Below are 23,819 nucleotides of genomic sequence, written 5' to 3'. Positions count from 1 at the left end.
CAGCGCCTCTTTGAAGCTGGGCAGCTCCCTCGGCTCCGTGGCCTTCGTGCTCATGTCGGTGGGCCATACGGTCAACGATGCCGGGCCTGAGACGGAATGGTGCTGCATCATAATTCTAAGCTGGCCAATTGCCGCCGCTCGATGGCCGGCGATTAAGGCAATATATGGCACGGCTCGCTTGCAGAAGGCCCTGCGGCGATAGAGCGGGCTTAAAGCGTCAGAGGGTTACTGGCACCATGGGACTACCACTGTGCGGCGGCCGGGCGGGGCGCTTCCCACCTCAGACCCCGCACCGCTTCGGGCGCCTCAATCCGCGCTATCTCCTCCGCCAAGGCCTTCAAGCCGAAGCCGCTTCCGTAGCTCCGTCCAACGCCACCGCCGCCTGTGTGCCCGGTGAGCGCATCGTGCACCTCCTCACCGAGCCGCGCGTCACGCGCCAGCCGCTTGAAGGTATGCCGGAAGCTGTGAAAGACCTTCGTCCGGTCAGCAACACCAGCCGTCTCCCGAAGGAACCGGGTGAACCATTTCGACCACGCACCAGCCGGCTGAGCCACGCGGTCCACGTTCATGGCGGGCCATAGGGAAGCCGTAGGCCCCGCTCCCGCGTCTACCAAGCTCTGGCGGTAGCGGAGGAGGCCGATGCCCTCCAAGGCCGGATGCAGCGGAACCTTGCGCCGGGAGGAGGCCGTCTTGATGTTCCGGCCGCCGTCCGTCCCGATGGCGATGTGCCAGACCCCCGTCTCCTCATCCTGCGCAAGGTCGGCCACTCGGAGCTGAGCAAGCTCGCCCTGCCGCGCACCGGAGAGCAGCGCCAGGACGGGCAACCAGAAGGCCGCCTCGCCGCCACCACCGACCGGCCGCTTGCCGTTGGTGAAGACCTCCGCCCCGAAGATGCTCGCGAGGTCGGTGCGGGAGAACGGCTGCCTTGCCTCCTCCGCCCGTTCCTCGACCACGAGCTTGGCGCCCTTGCCGAATGGATTGCGGAAGGCCGGCACCGCGTCGAGCTTCCCGGCAGCCTCCGCGTGGCTCACGATGGCCGAAAGGATGTTGAGGGATTTGTTGATCGTTGAGGCGTGGGCCGCCGGGTAGGCTTTGAGGTCCCGCATGAGCAACTCGCGGAGCGGCAGGCGGCGCAAGCTCTCCGGGAGCCGGGTGGGCATCGTGGCGAGAGCATCGCGGAACGTCCTCACCATCTCCCGGGTGAGGGAGCCCAGGCGGATATCGCCCACCCATTCCGTGAGGCGCCGAACCGCGTGGTCCGCCTCAAGCAGCGTCTTCGCGGCCGGCTTCCGGCTGCCCCTGGCCCCGCTCCCCGCCTTCCAAGCCTCATAGGCCTCTGACAGCTTCGGGCCCTGGCCGGTACTCGGGGCAGGGGTGGGCACGACCTCACCGCGCTGGCGCTCTAGCCGGAGGCCGTAGGCGCGAACGTGGGCCTTGAGCACCGCGATGCCAGCCTCATGGTAGGCCTCGGAGGTCGGGTCTATCGGTACGTTTTTCGCCCTGAGGTACGCGCGGGTTTCCCCGTCCACCGCTCCCGGCTCAGAGCGCGAGAGAGCCCTACGGTATTCCGCCAGCTCCTCCTCCAGCTCCAGCCCTAGAACGTGGGCATAATCCTCTCCGATCCCGCGCCGGCCGTGAGGGACGGGCACGAGGTCGGGCAGCAATCGCCGCTCCTCCGCCGTCTGGAGGTGCCGCCGGGCATCGCCGTGAAGCCGCTCCGCCTCGTCGTCCGCAAGCAGGCCCGCGAGCACGTCCCGCTCGATTTCCTCCAGCGGCGGCAGCGGGGATCGGCGCGGGGGAGGGGGTAGTGATTCGCCACGCTGGGCCCGCTCGGCCGCCTCGAAGTCCGCCATACAGTCCCGCAAGGCCCGTGCCCCTGCCTGCTTGGCGGCGGCCGGGAGCTTGGTCCTGAGACTCTTCGTCCAGGCCGTCTTGCCGGTCCACGGCGCCGGCATGAAGGGGCGCAAGGCCACGGGGATGGGCCGGCGGAAGTAGTAGGTGCAGTGGCGGTCGCGGACGAGATACGACATCAGGGCCATGGCGTTTGCATCACCGGATTGTAGGACCGGCGTCTGCTAAAGCACTGATATCGGCAGAGTTTCAGGCCAATCAAGGCCTTAAGAAGCTGTGGCGTCCCCGGCAGGGCTCGAACCTGCGACCCCAGGTTTCATACCACTTCGGCTTTCGCCGCCGCGGGCGGGTGCCCGCGTTCGTGGCCTGGACTATCCCTTCGCCCTAGGCGCCCGAAGGCGCCCTTAGGTGCCGCCCGTCTAGTCTCTACACCTTCCCGCGCATGGCACTGCGCGGGCTTGGCTCGGGATCGGCAGGATTCCGGCGACCTGGATCGCCGGGACCGGAAGCGTTCCCCGAATTTGAGCGGATCCGCCGCGCGGTTTCCCGATGCGGCGCCCAATTTGCATTTAGGAAACCTGTGCTCTGTCCAGCTGAGCTACGGAGACGTACCGGAGGTTTGTACCATCGTCGCCGTGCGAGTCCACTGGGCAACCGCGGCTTCGCCGGTGTGGCCGGATCGCCCTGTGCGGATCGCGTCGATCCGGGGCATGCTGCAGCGGACGTCGGAGCGGGAGTCGTGGCGATGGGATGGACGGGGCGGATGCTCGCGGTCGCGGCCTGCGCGCTCGCCGCCTCGGCCGCCCGCGTCGCGGCGGCGCCGCGATCCGGCACGGCCGAGTGCCTTTCCGGGGACGGACGGAGACCCTGTCCGCGGTCGAGCCCCGCGGCGAGCTCGCGCTGGCCTCCGGCGCTCGCGCGGTGCTCGGATCGGTGCGCTGGCCCGACGACCCGGAGATCGCCAAGGCCGCGACCGAGAGGTTGCTGGCTTTGCGCGGCCGCCCGCTGACCGTCGTCGCCCGCGGCGAGGCCGACCGCTGGGGCCGCCTGCGCATCGACGCCCTGTCGGAGGCGGATGGACCGGTCGACCTCGCGGGGGACCTCGTCGGTGCCGGTCTCGCCCAGGTCGATGCCGGCGAGGGCGACGCCCTGTGCCGCCCGGGGCTGCTCACCGTCGAGGAGGCCGCGCGCACGGCCGGACTCGGGCTCTGGCACCAGCCGTCGCTCGAGGCCTCGGACGGTACTGGCCTGCGCGCGGCGGCGGGGCGGTTCGTCGTGGTCCAGGGCACGATCCGCCATGTCGGCGAGCGCCCGAGCCGGACCTATCTCGACTTCGCGGCCCGGGGGGAGGACGGGCTCACGGTCACCGTGTCGAAACGCACTTGGCGCAGGATGCGCGAACATGGTTTGAGTGCGGACAGGCTCAAGAATGCGCGGGTGCGGGTGCGCGGGGTGGTCGAGATCCGTCGCGGGCCGACCCTCGACATCGCGGTGCCGGAGACGATCGAAGTGCTGGAGGCGCCCACGGCGATCGCCGGCGCGAGCACGGATGGGGAGCGGGCGCTGCGGCGCTGAACGGCATGATGGGCGGCACGACGCGGAGCGGAACGGGAATTGGGCAGGGCGGCCGCGCGCAGGCGCGTCGCGCGCCGGCGCTCGCCCTGCTGCTCGCGCTCTCGGCCTGCGCCGGCGAGCAGACCGGGGCGGTGCTGGTTCCGGCCGTCGTCTCCGTGCCGCCGGAGGCGCCGCGCACCACCGGCCGTCCCGCCAACGTCACGGATGCCGACCACGCCAAGCTCGTCGCCTCCTTCGGCGGGGAATACCGGTCGCCGGCCACCCTGCGCCTGCTCACCGAGGTGACCGACCGGCTGGTCAGGGCGAGCGACCGGCCCGACCAGACCTACGCGGTGACGCTGCTCGATTCGCCCGTGGTCAACGCCTTCGCCCTGCCGAGCGGCCGCCTCTACGTCACCCGCGGCCTCGTCGCGCTGGCGAGCGACACCTCGGAGATCGCGGCCGTGCTCGCCCACGAGATCGCGCACGTCACGCTGAGCCACGCCACCGCCCGGACCGAGCTCGAGCTGCGCTCGCAGCTCGTCAGCCGCGTGGTCGCCGACGTGCTGAACGATCCGGCCACCGGCGCCCAGCTCCAGAGTCAGTCGCGCTTCGCGCTCGCCCGCTTCTCCCGCGAGCAGGAGCTCGAAGCCGATGCGGCCGGCGTGCGCACCCTGGCGAAGGCCGGCTACGACCCCTACGGCGCCGGCCGCTTCCTCACCGCGCTGAACCGGACCCTGGCGCTGAAGGCCGGCGGCGGCACCGCGGCCGAGCCGGACATGCTCGCGACTCATCCGGGCACGGCCGAGCGCATCGGGCTCGTCACTCGTGCCGCGCGGCGCACCGGGGCCCCGGGCGTCGGCACCGACGACCGCGCAGCCTACCTCGCGGCGATCGACGGGCTGGCCTACGGCGACAACCCCGGCGAGGGCGCGGTGCGCGGGCACCGCTTCGTGCATCCGAGCCTCGGCATCGCCTTCGAGGTGCCGGAGGGCTTCTCGATCGAGAACACCCGCAACGCGGTGCTGGGCACCACCAACGAGGGCAGCCGGCGCCTGCTGTTCGACCAGGTCGAGGCCAAGGACGGCCAGACACTCGACGCGATCCTCAAGGCGACGTGGAACGACGCGATCGACCCGGCCTCGATCGAGGTCCAGCCGATCGCCGACCATCCGGCGGCGACCGCCCTGTCCCGCGGCAAGGACTGGACCTTCCGGCTCGCCGCGATCCGCGTCGGCGACGCCACCTTCCGCCTGATCATGGCGGCCAAGGGCGCGACCGACCCCGACCCGGCCTTCCGCCGCTGGATCGCGAGCCTGGCCTCGGTCTCGCCGGCCGAGACCGCCTCGCTCAAGCCGCTGCGCCTGCAGATCGTCGTCGCCGCCTCGTCGAACGCCGAGGACCTCGCCCGGCGGATGGCGGTGCCGGACCGCGCGCTGGATCGGTTCCTGGTGCTCAACGGCCTGGAGCGCGGCGTGCCGCTGAAGACGGGGCAGAGCTACAAGGTGGTGGTGGAGTAAGCGGGCCCACCGCCCTCCGGCGCCCGCCGGCCTTGCCACCGGTGCCGCGTTCGCGCGATGCCCGACCCGGCCGACACGCAGGATGCACACCCGATGATCCGCTTCTACTACAACCTCGCGCCGAACCCGATGAAGGTGGCGTTGTGCCTTGAGGAGACCGGGCTCGCCTACGAGCCGATCCCGGTGGACACGCGCAGGGGCGAGCAGTTCGCCGAGACCTATGCCGCGATCAACCCGAACGCCAAGGTGCCGGCGATCGTCGACGGCGACGCTACGGTGTTCGATTCGAACGCGATCCTGCTGCATCTGGCCGAGAAGGCCGGGGCCTTCCTGCCCCACGGCGAGGCGGCCCGCGGCCAGATGCTGTCCTGGCTGATGTTCGTGGCCACCGGGATCGGGCCGTTTTCCGGCCAGTGCGTGCATTTCCGCCACTTCGCGCCGGAGGCCGAGCGGACGGGATACGCCGCCGAGCGCTACGTGTTCGAGGCGCGGCGCCACTGGGGCGTGCTCGACGCCCACCTCGCCGGCCGCAGCTTCGTGCTCGCCGAGTACGGCATCGTCGACATGGCGGTCTGGGGCTGGGCGCGGATGCTGCCCTTCATGCTCGGCGAGGACGCGATCCTCGAATTCCCGAACGTGAAGCAGCTGCTCGACACGGTGAGCGCCCGCCCGGCGGCGCAGCGGGCGGAAAGCCTCAAGGGCCGGCACGCGTTCAAGGCCGAGGTGGACGACGACGCCCGGCGCTTCCTGTTCCGGTCGATGAAGGTCGGCTGAGTTCCGGCGCCGATCGAAACGCCGACCTCCACTTTCCCTCCCCCGCAGAGGGGGAGGGCAGGGGACGTCCGCCTCAGGCCGCGGCGAGCGCGCCCATCGACATCGATTCCTTCTTCATCAGCTCGCGGTAGAAGCCGTCGAGATGGGTCAGCTTGTCCGGCGAGCCGTCCTGGATGATGCGGCCGCCCTCCAGAACCACGATCCGGTCGAAGTCCTTGAGGGTCGAGAGCCGGTGGGCGATGGCGATGACCGTGCGGCCCTTCATCAGGTTAGCGAGCGCGTGGCGGATCGCCTCCTCCGACTCGGCGTCCAGCGCCGAGGTCGCCTCGTCGAGGAGCAGGATCGGCGAATCCTTGAGGATCGCGCGGGCGATGGCGATGCGCTGGCGCTGGCCGCCCGAGAGCTTGACCCCGCGGTCGCCGACGATGGTGTCGAATCCTTCCGGCAGGGCGTTGATGAAGTCGGTGCAGTGCGCCGCGTCGGCCGCCTTCCACACGTCCTCGTCCGAGGCCTCCGGCCGGCCGTAGCGGATGTTCTCGCGCAGGGTGCGGTGGAACATCGACACGTCCTGCGGCACGACCGTGATCGCCTCGCGCAGGGATTCCTGCGTCACCCGGTCGATGTCCTGGCCGTTGATCAGGATCTTGCCGCCCTTGGCCTCGTAGAAGCGCTGGATCAGCGAGAACAGGGTCGACTTGCCGCCGCCCGACTTGCCGACGAGGCCGACGCGCTGGCCGGGCTCGAGCACGAGGTCGAAGTCGGTGAAGACCGAGCGCCCGTCCGGGTAGGCGAAGGCGACGTGCTGGAACTCGATGCGCGCGCCGGTGCCCGAGAGCGGCACCGCCTCGGGGTGGTCGATCAGGTCGTGCGGCTGCAGCAGGGTGTGCAGCGCCTCCGAGAGGCGGGCGGTGTGCTGGGTCGCGTCGACGAGCGCCACGGCGAGGTCGCGGGTGGCGGCGAGGATGCGGATGCCCAGCGTGCAGACCAGCACCACCTGGCCGTTGGTCGCCTGCCCCGCCTCCCACATGGTGATCGCCCAGTAGAGCAGGCCGAGCACCGCGAGCACGGTGAGGATCGCGTGCACGATGCGGAGCTTCTCGAGGTAGAGCAGCGAGGAGCGCCGCGCGCGCATCTCCTGGGCGATCGTGCCCTCGAAGCGCACGCCTTCGCGCTTGAACGCGGAGAAGGCGCGCACCAACGGCATGTTGCCGACGAGGTCCACCATCTCGCCGTCGACGCTCGCGGCCTTCGAGGCGAAGTCGTGGTGCAGCGGCTTGCCGGCCGCCGCCATCTTGAACATCAGCACCACCACGGCGGCGAAGATGCCGGCCAGCACCAGGGCCATCGTGACGTTGACGCTGCCGATGTAGAGAATCGAGCCGAAGGCCGCGACGCAGGGCGGCATCACGTTGAACACGAACATGTTCTCGACCGTGAAGATTGCGTTCGAGGTCGCGGTGATGCGCGAGGCCAGCGTGCCCGGCTGCCGGTCGGCGAAGAAGCTCGGGGAGTGCCCGGTCATGTGCCGGAACAGGTCGCGGCGGATGTCGCCGGTGACGCCGACGAAGGTGAACGAGCCGACGAGCGAGGCCACGCGCCAGAGCATGTTGTCGGCGGCGATGAAGGCGATGAGGACCGCGAGCGCCCCCCAGACGAGGTTCGCCTGCGGCCCCTTGCTGAGCGCGTCGACCACGCCCTTCAGCGCGTAGTCGGTCGAGACCGAGAAGCCGACGGCGCCGAGCACCGCAATCAGGATCACCGCATGCGGCAACGCCCGGCGCCGCAGGTAGCGGCCCACGAAGGCGAAGGGCCGGTCGGCGTATTGGCAGAGGTCTTCCATCGCGATGAGCATCTCGATTTCAGGCGACGCGGAGGGCCGGCGGAAGGGGGAGGGGCGAAGGGGGTAATGACGCGGTGAGCGACGGGGCGGTCGACACGAGGAATGCGTTGGCGGATGGCACTACGACGGGACGCGGATAAAAATAAGCGCCGGCGGGGCAACGCAACAGCCTCGTCAACCGTTGCGTGAGCCCGTTCCTGCGCCGCGCTTTTATCGCACGAAGCTGAACGCCGTTTGACCGGTATGCGATTCCGGTGCCGGACCGCCCCGTGCAGGCCGCGAGAATCCTCATCGTGCCGCCCCGCGCCGGGTCTCGGGCATGATCAGCGCGACGAGGGCGAAGGCGCCGGCCCCGACGAGCGCCAGCCCGAGGAAGGCGGTGTGGCTGCCGAGCCGGTCGGCCAGGATTCCGGCGAGCGAGGTCGAGAGCGCGGCCCCGATCCCCATGGCGGTGCCGACCGCGCCGAGCGCGAGGTTGAACCGGCCGGTGCCGCGGGTGAGGTCGGAGACGACGAGGGGCACCATCACCCCGAGCACCGCGGCCGAGATGCCGTCGAAGACCTGGATCGAGACCAGCATGTAGGGGTTGTCGGTGTAGGCGAAGAGCAGGCCGCGGATCGGAAGCGCGGCGAACCCCGCCAGCAGCACCGGATAGCGGCCGAAGCGCTCCGCCGCCCGGCCGACGGCGGGGGCCAGCACCGCCAGCACCGCCTGCGGGACCATGATGCAGGCGGCGACGAGCGCCGTCGCGGTCTCGCTCGCCCGCAGCGTCAGGACGCTGCCGACGAGCGGCAGCATCGCGGCGTTGGCCAGGAAGAACAGCGTCATGCAGGCCGCGAAGCTGAGGAGCGCGCGGTTGGTCAGCAGGGCCTTCACGCCGCCCGCCGCCGCGTCGCCGCTGCGGGGCTCGGCCTCCTGGGTCCGCACGCCGGCATCGATCTCCTCGGCGCGGATCGCCGAGAGCGCCATGATCGTCGGCACCACCAGGGCGGCGGTGAGGTAGAACACCGCGTCGTTCGACAGGTAGTAGCCGCAAGCGCCCATGCCGGCGGCGGCCACCGCGTTGCCCATCGCCTGGAAGCTGGCGTTGCGCCCGAGGCGCTCGCCGGCGCGGGCATGGCCGACGAGGCCGATGCTGATCGCGGCGATCGCCGGCGTCAGGATGCAGCTCGCGGCCGAATGCACCGCCATCGCGAGCAGGACGATGAGGAAGTTCGGCCACAGCGCCAGCGCCAGCGCGCTCGCCGAGATCGCGGCGACCGACACGCCGGCCGCGAACCGCTTCGAGCGCATCGCGTCGACGAAGGCGCCGCCGGGGACCTGGCCGAGCAGGCTGACCAGGCTGCCGACGGTGAGCGCGAAGCCGATGTCGGACTGGGTCCATTTCGACTGGGTGAAGTACACCGCCAGGAACGGGCCGAACCCGGTCTGCAGGTTGGCGACGAAGAAGGCGAACAGATCGAGCCCGCGCCGGCTCGCGCGCGACAGCCCGTCCGCGCCGGCGGCCGCGGGCGCCGGCTCGACGGTCGGCTCGCGCAGCCGGACCGGACGGGCGCGGACCTCGTGGTCGAGCCTCGCCTGGCGCTGCGCCTCGCGGGGGGGGATGACGCGGCGGTCCTTCGGTCGCGCCACCGTCACTTATCGGGCACCTTCTCAGCGGCCGGCTTGTCCGCGGGCTTCGCGGCGGGCGCGGGCGCGGGCGGCGCCGGCACGGCGGCAGGCGCCGGTGCGGCCGTGGGGGCGGGCGCGGGCTGGGCGGCGGCCGGTGCCGTCGCCTGCTCGCCGTCCGGGCCGGGGCTCGCCGGGCCGAGGACCACGATCGGCTCGCCGGCCTTGTATTCGGGCGAGACGCGGACCTGATTGCGGCTCAGCTGCAACGACAGCCGCCCGACCTTGCCGTCGGAGGTGAAGCGGAGCGCCCGCCAGTCGACCGCGATCTTGCGCGAGCCGACGCCGAGGAAGCCGCCGAAATCGATGATCGCCGCGCGCGGGCGCCCCTCCTTGTCGATGATCAGGTCGATCACCCGGCCGAGCTCGTCGCCGTTGGCGCTGCGCACGCTCTTGCCCAGCACGCTCTCGTAATCCTGGGTGTCGAGGACGGTGGCGGGGGTGCCCTGCTGGGCCTGCGGCGGCGCGGTCGGGGCGACCGGGGGCGGCGCGGCCGGTGTCGCCGGCGCGGTCTCGCTGCCGGCCGGCGGGGTCTGCGGCGCGGGCGTCTGCGCCATCGGCGCCTGAGCCATGACGGACGCGCTCCCGAGGAGGGCGGTCCAGAGGGTGATCGTCGCGGTCGCGATCATCCGGATCGGTGTGGTCACGCAAGGTCCTCAAGTGCTGGCGTCGGCGCGGCGCGGCCGTGGCGACGCGCGGGTGTCTCCGCCGCATCGTCACGGGTTACGAGAGCACGACCTTCGCATGCCGTTCGACCAAGGCGAAGTTGTGAATCGCGTCCGGTCGCCCGACCCGCACGTTTTGGTGTGCAGGTTTCGCGCCGCACGTTTCGGGCCGCGTGCATCCGCTCCGATGCCCCCGATCGATCGGCGAGGGCCTCGCGCCGCGCCCCGGGATGGACGCGGCGGCGTCTGGTTTTCGCCCAAACTGCATCGTAGAGAGGCCGTCAACGACATGACGGCGGCCCGGTCCCACCATGGCCGCCACGAGAAGACAGGACTTCACCGCCCATGGCTGCCTCGCCTCTGCCTGCCTCGCCTTCGACCGCCGCGGGTCGCCTCCGCCGCCCGCTCGCGCTGACGGCCACCGCCCTCTGCCTCGGCGCGGCCCTGGCCGGATGCCAGGCGCTCGGCGGGGCGCTGGGCGGCGGCGGCGGCGTGATGCCGGCGGCCGAGGTCGGGCCGCCGCCGTCGCTGCGCGGCGCCCTTCCGGGCCGCGAGGCGCGCATGGCCAACGTCGATTCCGACGGGCGCCCGCTGGCGACGGCGCCGACCCGGACGCTCGACCTGCCCAAGGACAAGCGCAACGACGCGCGCGCCGCGAACGACGGCGCGCGCCGCATCCGCCGCGAGGAGATCGACGGCGAGCCCACCAGCGGCGGGTCGTCGGGCGGCATGACGCCGTCCCTGACGCCCGGCGGCAGCGTCGGCCTCGGCGGCAAGTTCTGATCGTCAGGCCGCTTTCGGGCCGCGACCGTAATAGTCGTCGAGCCGGCCGCCATAAGCCGGATCGGCGAAGCCGTCCTCGCCGGCGCCGTGGCTCGGCGCGCCGGCGAGCGTCGCCGGGTCGATGTCCACGACGTAGCCGCCGAGCGCGACGCTGTAGGTCAGCGCCTTCCACGGCAGCGGGTGGTGGTTCTCGCCGAGCCCCAGGAACCCGCCGAAGGCGAGCACCGCGTAGGCGACCTGGCCCGAGACCTTGTCGACCATGAAGTTGTGCACCGCGCCGAGGTGCTTGCCGGCGGCATCGTAGACCGCCGTGCCCTCGACCTTGTTGGAGGCGATCAGCCGGACGGTCTCGTCGATGGCGACGCCCTCGGCCGAGGGGTCGAGCTCCATCGAGCCGGCCTTGCGGATGCTGCGCTCGTTGGGAAGATCTGTCGGCATCGCGATACCCTTTCGCAGGACTGCACGGGCCCGGCATCCCGGGCGTTCGCAGGGGAAAGCTCGGACCCGCGATGGGTTCCGCGGGCCCCTTCAGCCTTCCGGGCCGGCTTCCGCCTCGGCGCGCCGCAGGGCGACACGGTTGCGCACGCCGCGGCTCGCGAACAGCATCTCGGTCCCGAAGGCGACCAGCGCCAGGAGCGTGCACAGGATCGCCGTGCCGAACAACGCGAACAGCACGCCGGCCACGGTGGCGTCGCGCAGCGCGCCGACGAACAGCGTCAGGACGGCGCCGCAGGTCGAGACCCCCGAAAGCGCCGCGAGCACCACGGCCGCGTCGAGCAGCAGCGCCCGCAGCCGCAGGCGGTCGAGCCGGTGGCCGAGGCGGCGGCGCTCCGCCTCGCTCGCGCCCGCGAGCAGGCTCGACGCCCGCTCCGCCTGATCCGACACGCGGGCGAGGCGCGCGCCGAAGACGTTGAGCAGGGTCGCCACCCCGGACAGCAGGAACACCGGCGTCAGCGCCACCTGGATGATGTGCGCGATGCCGTCGAGGGTGTTCGGCTCGAGGCTCGACATGGGCAGAGGTTTCCGCGGCGCGAGGAGGAAGGCGGGAGGGCCGTCCTCCGACGCCGCCAACGTCCGGGCGGTTCGCGAGGATCCGGCGTCCACTCCGGCCTTCGCGCCCTCAGATCAATCCGCCGCCATGCGGGTGATCGCAAGCATTCGGCTCGGCGGCGATGCCGATGCCGAGCCCGAGGACCAGGGCGAACGCGGAGACGAAAGCGAGGGCGAGGGCGGTGCTGACCATGCCCGGATCTGTCCTCCGGTTGGGTGAAGAAAGGGTTTCGCGGCGCGAAAACCGGTGCCGAACCCGCCCGCCGGCGCCACACCCTGTGGATGATGAAGGGAACTGTTCCAGTTTTCCCTTGGAACGGCTGCGCTAGCCCTTAGTTCTTGCTGCTATGCTCACCCCTGCTGCGGGGATGTCACGTTCACGCTCGCAGCGAGAACCGGAGGAACCCCATGGCAACCAAGACGACGGAAAAGGCCGCCCCGAAGGCTGCGAAGGAGACCAAGGACGCCAAGCCCGCGAAGGCTGCAGCCCCCAAGGCGACCAAGGCCGCCGCCGGCGCCAAGCCGAACGCCCTGCAGCAGCCGCTGAAGCCCTCGGCCGATCTCGGCGCCATCGTCGGCACCAGCCCGATCCCGCGCGGCGAGGTCGTCAGCAAGGTCTGGGAATACATCAAGAAGCATAACCTCCAGAACCCGGAGAACAAGCGCGAGATCCTCGCCGACGACAAGCTGAAGAAGGTCTTCGGCAAGGACAAGTGCAGCATGTTCGAGATGAATAAGCACCTCGCCGCCCACCTCAAGGCCTGAGCCGCGCCGGACCCGTCGTCGGGTCGATCCGGAGACGCGGTTCCCGGATCGTCCTGCTTCGACGGTGCGCTCGAACGGGGCGGCGCCACGCCGCCCCGCGCGACCCGATCAGGCGTCAGGCGATGTTGCGCAGGACGCCGCCATCCACTCGAAGCGCCGCGCCGCTGGTCGCGCTCGCCGCCGGGCTGCAGACGTAGGCCACCATGTTGGCCACTTCCTCGACGCTGGCCAGCCGTCCGATCAGCGATGTCGGGCGGTGCTCGGCGACGAACTGGCGGCCGAGGGCGTCGAGATCGGCCTCGCCCGATCCGCCGGCCATCTGCTTCATGAAATCGGCGACGCCCTCAGACAGGGTCGGCCCCGGCAGCACGCTGTTGACCGTGACGCCGGTGCCCGAGACCGTCTCGGCGAGCCCGCGCGAGACCGCGAGCTGCGCCGTCTTCGTCATCCCGTAATGGACCATCTCGACCGGGATGTTGATGCCCGACTCGCTGGCGATGAAGACCACGCGGCCCCAGCCCCGCGCCACCATCCCCGGCGCGTAGGCGCGCGACAGCCGCACGCCGCTCATCACGTTGACGTCGAAGAAGCGCTGCCAGTCGCCATCGGGGATGTCGAAGAACGGCTTCGGCTCGAAGATCCCCGTGTTGTTGACCAGGATGTCGACGTCCGGCAGCGCCGCGACCAGCGCGGCGACCCCATCGGCCGTCGCCACGTCGCCGACCGCCGCGAACGCCTCGCCGGCCTGGGTCTTCCCGCGCAGGGCCGCGATGGCCGCCTCGACCCGTTCCGCGGTGCGCCCGTTGATGCCGACGCTGGCGCCGAGGTCGAGGAGCGCCTGGGCGATCCCGAAGCCGATGCCGCCGGTGGAGCCGGTGACGAGGGCGCGGCGGCCCTTCAGGTTCATGTCCATTTCGGTCGATCCCTGGTTGCCGCGATGTCTCGCGATGCCGATCAACGCGCCGGTCCGGCCCCGGGTGGCATGCAGCCTATCCGGCTCTGCCCCGCCGCAGAACGCTGGCGCAGCCGCCGAACACGGCGAGCGCCACCGCGGACCACAGCGCCAGCGATACCGCCCGCTCCGGCCCGGCGCCCTGGGTCATCCCGAAGATCACCGCCACCATCGCCGCGCCGAGGGACTGGCCGGTGAGCCGCGCCGTCGACTGCATGCCGCTCGCCCCGCCGCTGCGCTCGCGCGGGGCGGCGGTGATGATGACCTTGTTGTTCGGCGTCTGGAACAGGCCGAAGCCGAGGCCGCTCAGCGTCAGCCGCCAGACGATGTCGAGGGTCGCCGGGTGCGCCGGCAGCAGCGCCATCGCCGCGATGCCCGACGCCATCAGCGCGAGGCCGATGCCGCCGAGCAGCCCCGGCGGGTAGCGGTCGGCGAGCCGCCCGGCGACCGGCGCCATCGCCGCGATCGCGATCGGCCAGGGCGTCATCAGGAAGCCGGTCTGCGTGCCCGAGAGGTGCAGCACGTCCTGGAAATAGAAGGGCAGGGCGATGTAGGCGCTCATCTGCGCCGCGAACGAGGCGATCGAGGTCGCCATCGACAGCGCGAAGGCCGGGATCCGCAGGAGGTCCACCGGCAGCAGCGGAGCCCGCAGGCGCAGCTGGTACAGCACGAACACCGCGCCGACCGCGACGGCGCCCGCGATCTCGGCGAAGGCGATCGCCCGTCCGTCGGCGTCGCCGAGGCGGTCGACGCCGACGATCAGCAGGCCGAAGGTCAGCGCGTTCAGCACCGCGCTCAACGCGTCGAAACGCGCGCCGCTGCGCGGCGTCGCCGGCAGCGTCCGCGAGGCGACGAGGAAGGCGAGGCCGCCCACAGGCAGGTTGACCAGGAACAGCCACGGCCAGGACGCCACCGAGAGGATCGCGGCGGCGACAGTCGGGCCGGCCGCGGAGGCGACGGCGACGACGAGCGCCACGTTGCCGACGCCGCGGCCGATCATCCGGTGGGGATAGATGAAGCGCACCAGCGCGATGTTGACGCTCATCACGCCGGCGGCGCCGAGCCCCTGCGCCAGGCGCCCGGCGATCAGGAAGCCGAGGCTCGGCGCGAAGGCGCAGGCGAGCGAGGCCGCAACGAAAGCCGCCAGCCCGGCGAGGTACACGCGCTTGTAGCCGAGGATGTCGCCGAGGGAGGCGAAGGGCAGGAGCGCCGCCGTCACCGCGATCTGGTAGCCGTTGACCACGAAGATCGCCGCGGCCGGATCGACCGCGAGGTCCTTGGCCATCACCGGCAGCGCCACGTTGACGATCGCCCCGTCGAGCACCGCCATGGTCATGGCGAGCGACACCGCCGCCATCGCCAGCAGGCGCTCGCGCGGGGGAAGCCCGTCGGCCGGCCTCGCGGCGGCCGGGCTCCCGTCGCCGAGGCCGCTTGCCGCCTGCGCTTCCTCCTCCGCCCCGCGGATCGCGCGTCGTCCGGACGATCCGGCCGTCTCGGTCATCGTCGAAAACCTCGTTCTGGGCCGACCCCGGCCGCCGGCCGCCGTGGGTCCGCCTGGCGCTTGCGCCCGCACATAGCGGCTTCACGCAGGCTTGAGCAGCGCGCCGGTGACATGGCCGCGGGATCCTTCGCCCGTGCGCCGCTTTTCCGCCTTTACGACGCGCCATCGCGTCGTCGCCTCGATCCGACGGATGACGCCCCGATGCCGACGATGACGCGGACCACCGCCCTGCTGCTCGCCCTGTTGCCGCTGATGCCGATGGCGGCGCCGGCGCAGGAGGCGCCGCCGCTCGGGATCGGGCTGGAAGGCTTCGCCTACCCGTATCCGGTGCGCTTCCTCGCCCTGTCGCGCGACGGCGAGGCCCAGCGCCTCGCCTACATGGACGTGGCGCCGACCGGCACGGCCAACGGCCGCACGGCGCTGCTGCTGCACGGCCGCAACTTCCCGGCGAGCTACTGGGCGCCGGTCGTCGCGGCGCTGACGGGCGCGGGCTACCGCGTGGTCGCGCCCGACCAGCTCGGCTTCGGCAAGTCCTCGAAGCCCATCGGCCCGTTCACCTTCGACGCGATGGCCGCCGACACCGTCGCGCTGCTCGATCACCTGAACCTGCGCCGGGTCGACGTGGTCGCCCACTCGATGGGCGGGATGCTGGCCGTGCGGTTGGCACGCAACGCCCCCGACCGGGTCAACAGCCTTGTCCTCGAGGCGCCGCTCGGCCTGGAGGATTACCGCTTCAGCGTGCCGCCGGTCGCCAACGACACCCTGCTCAAGCGCGAGGGCGAGCTCACGGCGGCCGCCTACCGCCGGCAGCTGATGACCAGCTACGCGCTCTCGCTGCCAGAATCGGCGATCGAGCCGTTCGTCGAGGTGCGCGAGCGGGTGAAGGGAGCGGGCGAGTATCCGCGCTGGCTGCAATCGTTCGTGAACTCCTACACCATGATCTGGGGCCAGCCGGTGGTGCACGAGATCCCGCTGCTCCCGATGCCGACCCTGTTCGTCATGGGCGGCGCCGACCACAACGCGCCGGGCAAGCCCTACGCCCCGCCGGACCTCGCCGCGAGGATGGGCCGCAACGCCGACAACGCGACGGCGCTGGCCGCGAGGATGCCGAACGGCCGGGCGATCGTGTTCGCGGGCATCGGCCACCTCGTCCACATGGAGGCGACCGACCGCTTCGACGCCGCGATGCTGGAGTTCCTCGACGGGCATTGACCGCCCGGTGTCGCGGCGAAGGCCCGCGAACGGAGGAAGGCCGGGCACGATGCCCGGCCTCGGAGCCGCCCCGGAAAGCCCGGCGGCTCAGGCGGCACGAACGGTGGCGAGGAAGCGGGTGACCTCCGCGCCCAGATGCTCCGACTGACGCGACAGTTCGGACGCCGAGGCCAGCACCTGCGCGGCCGCGGCGCCGGTCTCCTCCGAAGCCTGCGCGACGCCGGCGATGTTGCCGGTGACCTCGCTCGTGCCGGCGGAGGCCTGCGCGACGTTGCGCACGATCTCCTGGGTCGCCGCACCCTGCTCCTCCACCGCCGCCGCGATCGACGCGGCGACCGCGTCGATCTCACGGATGCGCGTCGAGATGGTCCCGATCGCCTGCACCGCCCCTTGCGTCGAGGTCTGGATCTGCGCGATCTGGCTTCCGATCTCGGCGGTGGCGCCGGCCGTCTGGTTGGCAAGCTCCTTCACCTCGGCGGCGACCACCGCGAAGCCGCGGCCGGCCTCTCCGGCGCGCGCCGCCTCGATGGTGGCGTTGAGCGCCAGCAGGTTGGTCTGCCCGGCGATGTTCGAGATCAGCCCCACCACGTCGCCGATCTTGGCGGCCGCCTGGCTCAGTTCGTGAACCAGGCGTCCGGTCTGCTCCGCTTCGGAGACCGCCGTCTGCGCGAGGTCGGCCGAGCCGGAGACCTGCCGCCCGATCTCCTGGACCGACGAGCCGAGCTCCTCCGCCGCCGCCGCGACGGTATTCACGTTGGAGGCCGCCTCCTCGGCGGCGGCCGCCACGGTGGACGATTGGCTGGCCGTCTCCCGGGCGGTCGCGGTCATCGTCTGGGCGGTGGCCTGCAGCTCGGTGGCGGAGGAGGACACCATGCCGACGATGCCGCCGACCGCCCGTTCGAACCCGTCGGCCAGCTCCGTCATGACGCGCTTGCGCTCGGAGGCCGCCGCCGCGTCGGCGATGCCCTTGATCTCCGCCTGCTCGGCGGCCTTCCGGGCAACCATGGCCGTGATGCCTTCGACGGCCCGGCCGACGGAGCCGACCTCGTCGCCGCGGCGCGCCTCGGCGATCTGCGCATCGATCTCGCCGTTTTCCATACGCCGGAGGACGACGACCAGCCGACCCAGCGGACGCGTGATGCCGACGATCGACACCAGGGTCGCGGCGACGAGGCCGACCAGGAGGCCGAGAGCGGCCAGCGCCGTCAGGGTGTAGCGCGTCGCATTCGTCTGATCGGTCAGAACGTCGGACTGATGCTCCATATAGGCGGCAATGTCGTGCGCGAGCCTGCTGCCTTCGTCCGTCATGGTGGCGAAGGTCGGATCGATGGCGCGGTGCACGAGGGCTATGGCGTCCGCGTTCTCGTTCGCGGTCCCGAGCCTGCGCACCTCGGTCACGTCCTTGAGGAACCGGTCGACCCGGGCGTTCTGCGCCTCGACGCGCGCGCCGAAGGCAGGCGCCTGCTCGCGGAGGTCGGCCAGCGCCTGCCGCATGTTGGGCAGCACCGCCTCGAAGCCCGCATTGGCGCTCTTGATCTGGGCCTCGTCGGTCTCGGCGATGATGCGGTAGACCCAGTAGTTGAGCTCGAACATCAGGCCGTTTGCCCGGCGCACGCTCGCGACGCCTTTCGCCTCGTGGACGATCAGGAGGCTGTAGGCGTCGTCGATCGTGGTCATGCGCGCCTGCGCATACCAGACGCACCCACCGACGACGACGGCGATCGATGCGATCACGGCAATGAGCTTCGGCAGGATTTTGATGTTTGAAAGACGGAGCATCGATCTATCCGATCACGTTGGACAGCCGAAGATCGCCCGAGATCGCTTAAATCGCGGTTAACCAATACCTCTGCAGATCTTGAGGCGGGCTCACGAATGCTCACGGGTTCGTGAGAAGATGCACGATCGACGCGATCGATGTCCGCATCGGCTCGATGCCGCCCGGCGCGGTCGACCGATCAGCCGGCTCCGAGGCGGCCCCGCCTGAGCAGGAACACCCCCTGCGCGCCGATCAGGTTCCAGAACCACCACGGCATCGAGAAGCGCATCGGCCGTCCGCGCGCGTCGAGCGCCGCCGCCTTCTCGATGTGGGCGTCGACCGCCCGGCACAGCTCGACGAAGTCGCGCATGGTGCAGTGGTGGATGTTCGGCGTCTCGTACCAGGCTTCCGGCAAGATCTCGGTGATCGGCATCCGCCCGCGGAAGGCGAGCTCGGCCCGCACCCGCCAATGACCGAAGTTCGGGAACGAGATCACCACCTGCCGGCCGATGCGAAGCAGGTGCTCCAGCACGATGCGCGGGTTGCGCGTCGCCTGGATGGTCTGGGACAGGACCACCACGTCGAATGCGTCGTCGGGGTAGTTCTCGAGGTCGGTGTCGGCGTCGCCCTGGATCACCGGCAGGCCGCGCGCGAGGCAGGCGTTCACGCCCTCGCGCGACAGCTCGATGCCGCGCCCGTCGACGCCGCGCCGGTCGCGCAGCAGCGCCAGCAGCGAGCCGTCGCCGCAGCCGATGTCGAGGACGCGCGCGCCGGGCGGCACCAGCCCGAGGACCACGAGGTGGTCGACGCGGGCGCCGCCGGATTCGGGCGTGCGCGGCAGGTCGTCCGCCGCCTCCCAGGGCGTGCCGGAGGCGGCGTCGCCGAAGGACAGGTCCTCGCGCCCGCTCACAGCCCGCGCGCCCGGGCGGCCGCGTCGATGAACCCGCGGGCCGCCGAGAACAGCGTCGGCTCGTCGAGGAGGAACGCGTCGTGGCCCTTGTCGCTCTCGACCTCGACGAAGGCGACCGGGGCCGAGGCGGCGTTCAGCGCGTGCACGATCGCCCGGGAATCGGCCGTGGGGAACAGCCAGTCGGAGGTGAACGAGATCACGCAGAACCGCGTCTTCGTGCCCTTGAAGGCGTTGGCGAGCACGCCGCCGTGGTCGGCGGCGAGGTCGAAATAGTCCATCGCCCGCGTCAGGTAGAGGTAGGCGTTGGCGTCGAACCGCTCGACGAAGCTCAGGCCCTGGTGGCGCAGGTAGCTCTCGATCTGGAAGTCGGCGTTGAACGAGAAGGTCGGCGCCGAGCCGCCCTGGAAGCGCCGCCCGAACTTCCGGTGCAAAGCCGGCTCGGACAGGTAGGTGATGTGGGCGCCCATCCGCGCGACGCCGAGGCCCTTCGAGGGGCGCGTGCCGGCCTCGAGATAGCGACCGTCGGCCCAGGCGGGGTCGGCCATGATCGCCTGCCGGCCGACCTCGTGAAAGGCGATGTTCTGCGCCGAATGGCGCGCGCCCGTGGCGATCGGCATCGCTGCGAACACGCGCTGAGGGTAGAGCGAGGCCCATTGCAGCACCTGCATCCCGCCCATCGAGCCGCCGATGCACAGGAACAGGTCCGCGATGCCGAGATGGTCGAGCAGCATCGCCTGGGCGCGGACCATGTCGCGGATCGTGACAAGCGGGAAGTCGAGCCCGTAGGCCGAGCCCGTCGCGGGGTCGATCGAGGCCGGGCCGGTCGAGCCCATGCACGAGCCGATCACGTTGGAGCAGACGACGAAGTAGCGGTCGGTGTCGATGGGCTTGCCCGGGCCGACCAGCGTCGTCCACCAGCCGGGCTTGCCGGTGACGGGATGGGGGTGGGCGAAGTGCTGGTCGCCGGTGAGCGCGTGGCAGATCAGCACCGCGTTGGTGCGCGCGGCGTTGAGGGTGCCGGCGGTCTGGTAGGCGACCTGGAACGGCGCGAGCGCGGCGCCCGAATCCATGGTCAGCGGCTGCCCGGCCTCGAACCGCGCGACGAGCCCCGCCGGGTCGCGCGCCTGCGACGGCTCGCGGCTGCGGATCTCGGGCTCCGTCGCGGAGGCGGCCGTGACGGCCGTATCGAGGGGATTGTCCATGAGGCGTCTGGAAACGGCTTCTCGCGCGCCGAAGGGGCCGAAGGAATCGCGAGGCCGCCCGCTTCCCGCGCCCGCCGCTGCACCGGACGTAGTGTGCCCGCCGCCGAGCGTCAACGAAAGGGGCCGCCGGAAGGCCGTTCATCCGCCCTCCGTTGTCGATCGCACGGCCCTGCTGCGCTGGCCCTTCGGCGCGGCGGGCCGTAAACACGCGCGAGCAGCCCCGTCCTCAGCTTGTCGAACCATGCGCTTCCCCAAACGAGCCGCGCCGCCGATGGAAGACCTCGCCGCCCTCCGGGCCGAGATCGATCGGATCGACGCCGAGATGCACGCGCTGCTGATCCAGCGCGGCGGGATCATCGACCGGCTGATCGCGGTGAAGGGCACCTCGGCCTCGGGCTCCGCCTTCCGTCCCGGTCGCGAGGCCGCGATGATGCGGCGCGTCGCCGAGCGCCACCGCGGGCTGCTGCCGCTCGACACCGTCGAGGGGATCTGGCGGGTCATCATCGCGACCTTCACCTACGTCCAGGCGCCGTTCTCGGTGCATGCCGACATCTCCGCCGGTGATCCGGCGATGCGCGACTCCGCCCGCTTCCACTTCGGCTTCACCGTGCCCTACCGGCCCCACCCGACCTGCGCCGCGGTGATCGAGGCGGTGGCGGCCTCGCGCGGCGACCTCGGCATCTTCCGCTTCGACCCGCGCGCCGCCCAGGTGCCCGCGAAGGGGTCGGCGAAGGGAGAGGCCTGGTGGGAGGGCCTCATCGGCGCGGGCCGGCCGAAGGTGATCGCCCGGCTGCCCTTCATCGAGCGGCCGGCCCACCCGGCCGGCACGCCGGTCTTCGTGGTGGCCAAGCCTCTCGACGATCCGGCGGCGGCGCAGCGCGACTGGGTGCTGTGGGCGGTGCGCTGCGGCGCCTGGACGGAGGAGGCCGAGCGCGCCGTGCAGGGGCTCTACGGCGAGGTGGTGGCGCGGGCCAAGCCCAAGGGCGAGGTCGAGCGCCTGCTGCTGGCGGTGCCGGGCGGCGTCGGCACGCGGCAGCTCGCCGAGGCCCTGGACGGGGCGGGCGCGGCGGTGTCGAGCCTCGACGAGACCGGCAGCCACGCGGCACGGTTCCGGGTGTGAGGGCCGCCGGGCGCCCGATCCGGTCGCGCCCCGCTTCATCGCGGCGCGAAATGCTGTAGACGGGCGCCACCCGCGTTTCTTCTGCAGGCTGCGAACACCAATGTCCGCCTCTCCCCGTCTCCGCCCGGTGCCCCGTCCGGGCGTCCTGGCGATCGACCCCTACGTGCCCGGCAAGAGCGGGGCGCCGGGTCACGCCAAGATCCACAAGCTGTCGTCGAACGAGACGCCGCTCGGCCCGAGCCCGGCGGCGATGGCGGCGATGCAGGCGGCCACGGCCAAGCTCGAGAACTATCCCGACGGCACCTCTACGCTGCTGCGGACCGCCATCGCGGCGCGCTACGGCATCGACGCGGGCCGCGTCGTCTGCGGCGCGGGCTCGGACGAGCTGCTCTCGCTGCTCGCCTACGCCTACATCGGCCCCGGCGACGAGGGCGTCTTCTGCGAGCACGGGTTCCTGGTCTACCGCATCGCCATCCTGGCGGCGGGCGGCACCGCCGTGGTCGCTCCCGAGCGCGACCTCACCGCCGACGTCGACGCGATCCTCGCCGCCGTGACCCCGCGGACGAAGATCGTCTACGTCGCCAACCCCAACAACCCGACCGGCACCTACCTGCCGCTGGCCGAGGTGCGGCGCCTGCATGCCGGCCTGCCGGGCGACGTGCTGCTGGTCCTCGACGGCGCCTACGCCGAGTACGTCCAGGCGGACGACTACGCGGCCGGGCTCGAGCTCGCGCGCGACGCCGACAACGTCGTGATGACCCGCACCTTCTCGAAGATCCACGGGCTCGCCGCCCTGCGCGTCGGCTGGATGGTCGGGCCGGCCCACGTGATGGACGCGGTCAACCGCATCCGCGGGCCGTTCAACCTGTCCACCGCCGGCATGGCGGCCGGGGCGGCGGCGCTCGCCGACGAGGCGCACGCCGCGACGGCCGCCGCCCACAACGCCGAATGGCTGCCGCAAATGATCGCGGGCGCCCGCGCGCTCGGCCTGACCGTGACGCCGAGCGTGGCGAACTTCATGCTCGTGCACTTTCCCGACGTGCCCGGCCGCACGGCGGCCGACGCCGACGCCTTCCTGACCGGGCGCGGGGTGATCGTGCGCCGGGTGGCGGCGTACGGGCTGCCGAATGCGCTCCGCGTGACGATCGGCAGCGTCGAGAGCAACGAGGCCTTCCTCGGCGCGCTCGGCGCCTTTGTCCGAGGCGACCATGCCTGAGGCCGCGCCGCTCGGCTGCCTCGCCATCGTCGGCCTCGGCCTGATCGGCTCGTCGATCGCCCGCGGCGCCCGCCGCTACGGGCTGGCCGAGCGCATCGTCGCGATCGACGCGGACGCCGCCGTCCGCGCGCGGGTGCTCGATCTCGGCATCGCCGACGACGTCACCGGCGATGCCGCCGCGGGCGCGGCGCTGGCCGACCTCGTGATCCTGTGCGTGCCCGTCGGCGCCATCGGCCCGGTCGCCGCCGCGATGGCGCCGCACCTGAAGCCGGGTGCCGTCGTCTCGGACGTCGGCTCGGTGAAGGCGTCGGTCGTCGCGGCTGTCACCCCGCACCTGCCCGACGGCATCGTGTTCGTGCCCGGCCATCCGGTGGCCGGCACCGAGTATTCCGGGCCGGATGCCGGGTTCTCGACGCTGTTCTCCGGGCGCTGGTGCATCCTGACCCCGCCGGAGGACGCGCCCGAGGCCGCCGTCGCGCGAGTGCGCGCGCTGTGGCAGGGGCTCGGCGCCGTCGTCGAGACGATGACGCCGGAGCACCACGACCTCGTGCTCGCCATCACCAGCCACGTGCCGCACCTGATCGCCTACAACATCGTCGGCACCGCCGCCGACCTCGAGCAGGTGACGCAGTCCGAGGTGATGAAGTTCTCGGCCGGCGGCTTCCGCGACTTCACCCGCATCGCCTCCTCGGACCCGACGATGTGGCGCGACATCTTCCTCAGCAACCGCGAGGCGGTGCTGGAGATGCTCGGGCGCTTCAGCGAGGACCTCTCGGTGCTGACCCGCGCGATCCGCTACGGCGACGGCGCGGCCCTGCACGACCTGTTCACCCGCACCCGCGCGATCCGCCGGGGCATCGTCGCGCAGGGGCAGGAGACGGCCGAGGCCGATTTCGGCCGCGCGCGCGCGGCCGAGGGCGTTCCCAAGGCGGGGTGACCCGCGATCCCGGTCGGCCGCCTTGCCGCCGGCGCACCGCCATGCTGGAACGGCCGTCATGACCGCGATGACGCTTGCCGAGACCCGCGACTTCCTCGACCGGGAGTTCCCGCAGATGCAGGCGGGCGGGCGCGCCTACTGCCTGGAGGCCGTCGGCCCGCTGACCGCGCGGATGCGGCTCGACGGCGACGCGCGCTTCCTGCGCCCGGGCGGCACGCTGTCCGGCCCGTCGATGATGGCGCTGGCCGACTATGCGCTCTACGCGGCCATCCTCGCCCAGATCGGCCCGGTGGCGCTCGCGGTGACCACGAGCCTGACCTTCAACTTCCTGCGCAAGCCCGCGGGGCTGGTGCTGATCGCCGACGTGACGCTGCTGAAGCTCGGCCGGCGCCTCGCCGTCGGCGAGGTGCGGATCACGGCGCCTAGCTCGGACGACCTCGTCGCCCAGGCGAACGGCACGTACTCGATCCCGCCGCGGTGAGGGCCTACCGATCCGCGTAGCGGGACCACTGCATGACGCCGAAGCCGACGGCGACCGCC

At 71.8% G+C, this 23,819-nt stretch carries 22 protein-coding genes; 10 read left to right on the top strand and 12 right to left on the bottom strand.

All coding sequences use genetic code 11. From position 1 onward, the window contains the following. Nucleotides 1-242: 242 nt before the first annotated feature. Nucleotides 243-2,039, bottom strand: a complete 1,797-nt coding sequence (locus ACFZ8E_RS22675) for a DUF6538 domain-containing protein (protein ID WP_405043838.1) — start codon at nt 2,037-2,039, stop codon at nt 243-245. Nucleotides 2,040-2,691: 652 nt separating this feature from the next. On the opposite strand from ACFZ8E_RS22675, the gene ACFZ8E_RS22670 reads away from it, so the two are divergent. From ACFZ8E_RS22670 to ACFZ8E_RS22660, 3 genes are all read left to right on the top strand, one after another. Further along, entirely contained in the window at nt 2,692-3,426 is a 735-nt protein-coding gene (locus tag ACFZ8E_RS22670) for a thermonuclease family protein (protein WP_405043837.1), read from the top strand. 8 nt (nt 3,427-3,434) lie between these two features. Beyond that, entirely contained in the window at nt 3,435-4,925 is a 1,491-nt protein-coding gene (locus tag ACFZ8E_RS22665; RefSeq protein ID WP_405044435.1) for a M48 family metalloprotease, read from the top strand. Between the two features lie 93 nt (nt 4,926-5,018). Then, on the top strand, nt 5,019-5,699 hold the full coding sequence (locus ACFZ8E_RS22660; protein WP_243932320.1) for a glutathione S-transferase family protein: 681 nt from the start codon (nt 5,019-5,021) through the stop codon (nt 5,697-5,699). A gap of 73 nt (nt 5,700-5,772) precedes the next feature. On the opposite strand, the gene ACFZ8E_RS22655 is transcribed toward ACFZ8E_RS22660, so the two are convergent. The 3 genes from ACFZ8E_RS22655 to ACFZ8E_RS22645 all read right to left on the bottom strand — a co-directional run bounded on the left by ACFZ8E_RS22655 (nt 5,773) and on the right by ACFZ8E_RS22645 (nt 9,854). Further along, nucleotides 5,773-7,539 (bottom strand): ABC transporter ATP-binding protein, encoded by a 1,767-nt coding sequence (locus ACFZ8E_RS22655; RefSeq protein WP_147844649.1) that lies wholly within the window; start codon nt 7,537-7,539, stop codon nt 5,773-5,775. Between the two features lie 288 nt (nt 7,540-7,827). Beyond that, nucleotides 7,828-9,177, bottom strand: coding sequence for an MFS transporter (locus ACFZ8E_RS22650; protein ID WP_405043836.1), 1,350 nt, complete (start codon nt 9,175-9,177; stop codon nt 7,828-7,830). Next, nucleotides 9,174-9,854, bottom strand: coding sequence for a PRC-barrel domain-containing protein (locus ACFZ8E_RS22645; protein ID WP_405043835.1), 681 nt, complete (start codon nt 9,852-9,854; stop codon nt 9,174-9,176). The genes ACFZ8E_RS22650 and ACFZ8E_RS22645 overlap by 4 nt, the downstream gene beginning before the upstream one ends. A 363-nt stretch (nt 9,855-10,217) precedes the next feature. On the opposite strand from ACFZ8E_RS22645, the gene ACFZ8E_RS22640 reads away from it, so the two are divergent. Next, the gene (locus ACFZ8E_RS22640; RefSeq protein ID WP_243983963.1) at nt 10,218-10,655 is read left to right on the top strand and encodes a hypothetical protein; all 438 of its coding nucleotides are present in this window, start codon (nt 10,218-10,220) and stop codon (nt 10,653-10,655) included. Between the two features lie 3 nt (nt 10,656-10,658). On the opposite strand, the gene ACFZ8E_RS22635 is transcribed toward ACFZ8E_RS22640, so the two are convergent. The 3 genes from ACFZ8E_RS22635 to ACFZ8E_RS22625 all read right to left on the bottom strand — a co-directional run bounded on the left by ACFZ8E_RS22635 (nt 10,659) and on the right by ACFZ8E_RS22625 (nt 11,898). Next, on the bottom strand, nt 10,659-11,093 hold the full coding sequence (locus tag ACFZ8E_RS22635) for a PRC-barrel domain-containing protein (RefSeq protein ID WP_243935869.1): 435 nt from the start codon (nt 11,091-11,093) through the stop codon (nt 10,659-10,661). Nucleotides 11,094-11,183: 90 nt separating this feature from the next. Next, a complete protein-coding gene (locus tag ACFZ8E_RS22630) occupies nt 11,184-11,666 on the bottom strand; it encodes a DUF2721 domain-containing protein (protein ID WP_147841307.1) in 483 nt (160 codons plus the stop codon). 109 nt (nt 11,667-11,775) lie between these two features. Beyond that, nucleotides 11,776-11,898 (bottom strand): hypothetical protein, encoded by a 123-nt coding sequence (locus ACFZ8E_RS22625; protein WP_279593021.1) that lies wholly within the window; start codon nt 11,896-11,898, stop codon nt 11,776-11,778. Nucleotides 11,899-12,113: 215 nt separating this feature from the next. Here ACFZ8E_RS22625 and ACFZ8E_RS22620 point away from each other — a divergent pair, with 215 nt between their 5' ends. Beyond that, nucleotides 12,114-12,470 (top strand): SWIB/MDM2 domain-containing protein, encoded by a 357-nt coding sequence (locus tag ACFZ8E_RS22620; protein ID WP_147727136.1) that lies wholly within the window; start codon nt 12,114-12,116, stop codon nt 12,468-12,470. Between the two features lie 115 nt (nt 12,471-12,585). Here the strand turns inward: ACFZ8E_RS22620 and ACFZ8E_RS22615 are convergent, their stop codons facing one another. Then, the gene (locus ACFZ8E_RS22615; RefSeq protein ID WP_147858299.1) at nt 12,586-13,383 is read right to left on the bottom strand and encodes an SDR family NAD(P)-dependent oxidoreductase; all 798 of its coding nucleotides are present in this window, start codon (nt 13,381-13,383) and stop codon (nt 12,586-12,588) included. Nucleotides 13,384-13,459: 76 nt separating this feature from the next. After that, nucleotides 13,460-14,779, bottom strand: a complete 1,320-nt coding sequence (locus tag ACFZ8E_RS22610; RefSeq protein WP_243932323.1) for an MFS transporter — start codon at nt 14,777-14,779, stop codon at nt 13,460-13,462. Between the two features lie 345 nt (nt 14,780-15,124). Between ACFZ8E_RS22610 and ACFZ8E_RS22605 the strand changes: the two genes are divergently transcribed. Next, nucleotides 15,125-16,135, top strand: a complete 1,011-nt coding sequence (locus ACFZ8E_RS22605) for an alpha/beta fold hydrolase (RefSeq protein WP_405043834.1) — start codon at nt 15,125-15,127, stop codon at nt 16,133-16,135. A gap of 87 nt (nt 16,136-16,222) precedes the next feature. On the opposite strand, the gene ACFZ8E_RS22600 is transcribed toward ACFZ8E_RS22605, so the two are convergent. The 3 genes from ACFZ8E_RS22600 to ACFZ8E_RS22590 form a co-directional block, all read right to left on the bottom strand. Beyond that, nucleotides 16,223-17,914 (bottom strand): methyl-accepting chemotaxis protein, encoded by a 1,692-nt coding sequence (locus ACFZ8E_RS22600; RefSeq protein WP_405043833.1) that lies wholly within the window; start codon nt 17,912-17,914, stop codon nt 16,223-16,225. 179 nt (nt 17,915-18,093) lie between these two features. Further along, on the bottom strand, nt 18,094-18,804 hold the full coding sequence (gene metW / locus ACFZ8E_RS22595) for a methionine biosynthesis protein MetW (protein WP_147727140.1): 711 nt from the start codon (nt 18,802-18,804) through the stop codon (nt 18,094-18,096). Further along, a complete protein-coding gene (locus ACFZ8E_RS22590; RefSeq protein ID WP_279596203.1) occupies nt 18,801-20,006 on the bottom strand; it encodes a homoserine O-acetyltransferase in 1,206 nt (401 codons plus the stop codon). Before ACFZ8E_RS22590 ends, metW begins: the two co-directional genes overlap by 4 nt. Nucleotides 20,007-20,247: 241 nt before the next feature. Here ACFZ8E_RS22590 and ACFZ8E_RS22585 point away from each other — a divergent pair, with 241 nt between their 5' ends. From ACFZ8E_RS22585 to ACFZ8E_RS22570, 4 genes are all read left to right on the top strand, one after another. Beyond that, nucleotides 20,248-21,126 (top strand): chorismate mutase, encoded by an 879-nt coding sequence (locus ACFZ8E_RS22585; protein WP_243935865.1) that lies wholly within the window; start codon nt 20,248-20,250, stop codon nt 21,124-21,126. A 100-nt stretch (nt 21,127-21,226) separates the two neighbouring features. Further along, nucleotides 21,227-22,342 (top strand): pyridoxal phosphate-dependent aminotransferase, encoded by a 1,116-nt coding sequence (locus ACFZ8E_RS22580; protein ID WP_405043832.1) that lies wholly within the window; start codon nt 21,227-21,229, stop codon nt 22,340-22,342. Further along, a complete protein-coding gene (locus ACFZ8E_RS22575; RefSeq protein ID WP_147858296.1) occupies nt 22,335-23,279 on the top strand; it encodes a prephenate/arogenate dehydrogenase family protein in 945 nt (314 codons plus the stop codon). Before ACFZ8E_RS22580 ends, ACFZ8E_RS22575 begins: the two co-directional genes overlap by 8 nt. 58 nt (nt 23,280-23,337) lie before the next feature. Beyond that, nucleotides 23,338-23,760, top strand: coding sequence for a PaaI family thioesterase (locus ACFZ8E_RS22570; RefSeq protein WP_243935861.1), 423 nt, complete (start codon nt 23,338-23,340; stop codon nt 23,758-23,760). Nucleotides 23,761-23,819: the final 59 nt, after the last annotated feature.

Source organism: Methylobacterium sp. HMF5984 (assembly GCF_045033435.1).
In the GTDB taxonomy this organism is placed as follows: domain Bacteria; phylum Pseudomonadota; class Alphaproteobacteria; order Rhizobiales; family Beijerinckiaceae; genus Methylobacterium.
Note: the sequence above shows the minus strand (reverse complement) of the source record. Positions and strands in the feature narration are given on the sequence as shown.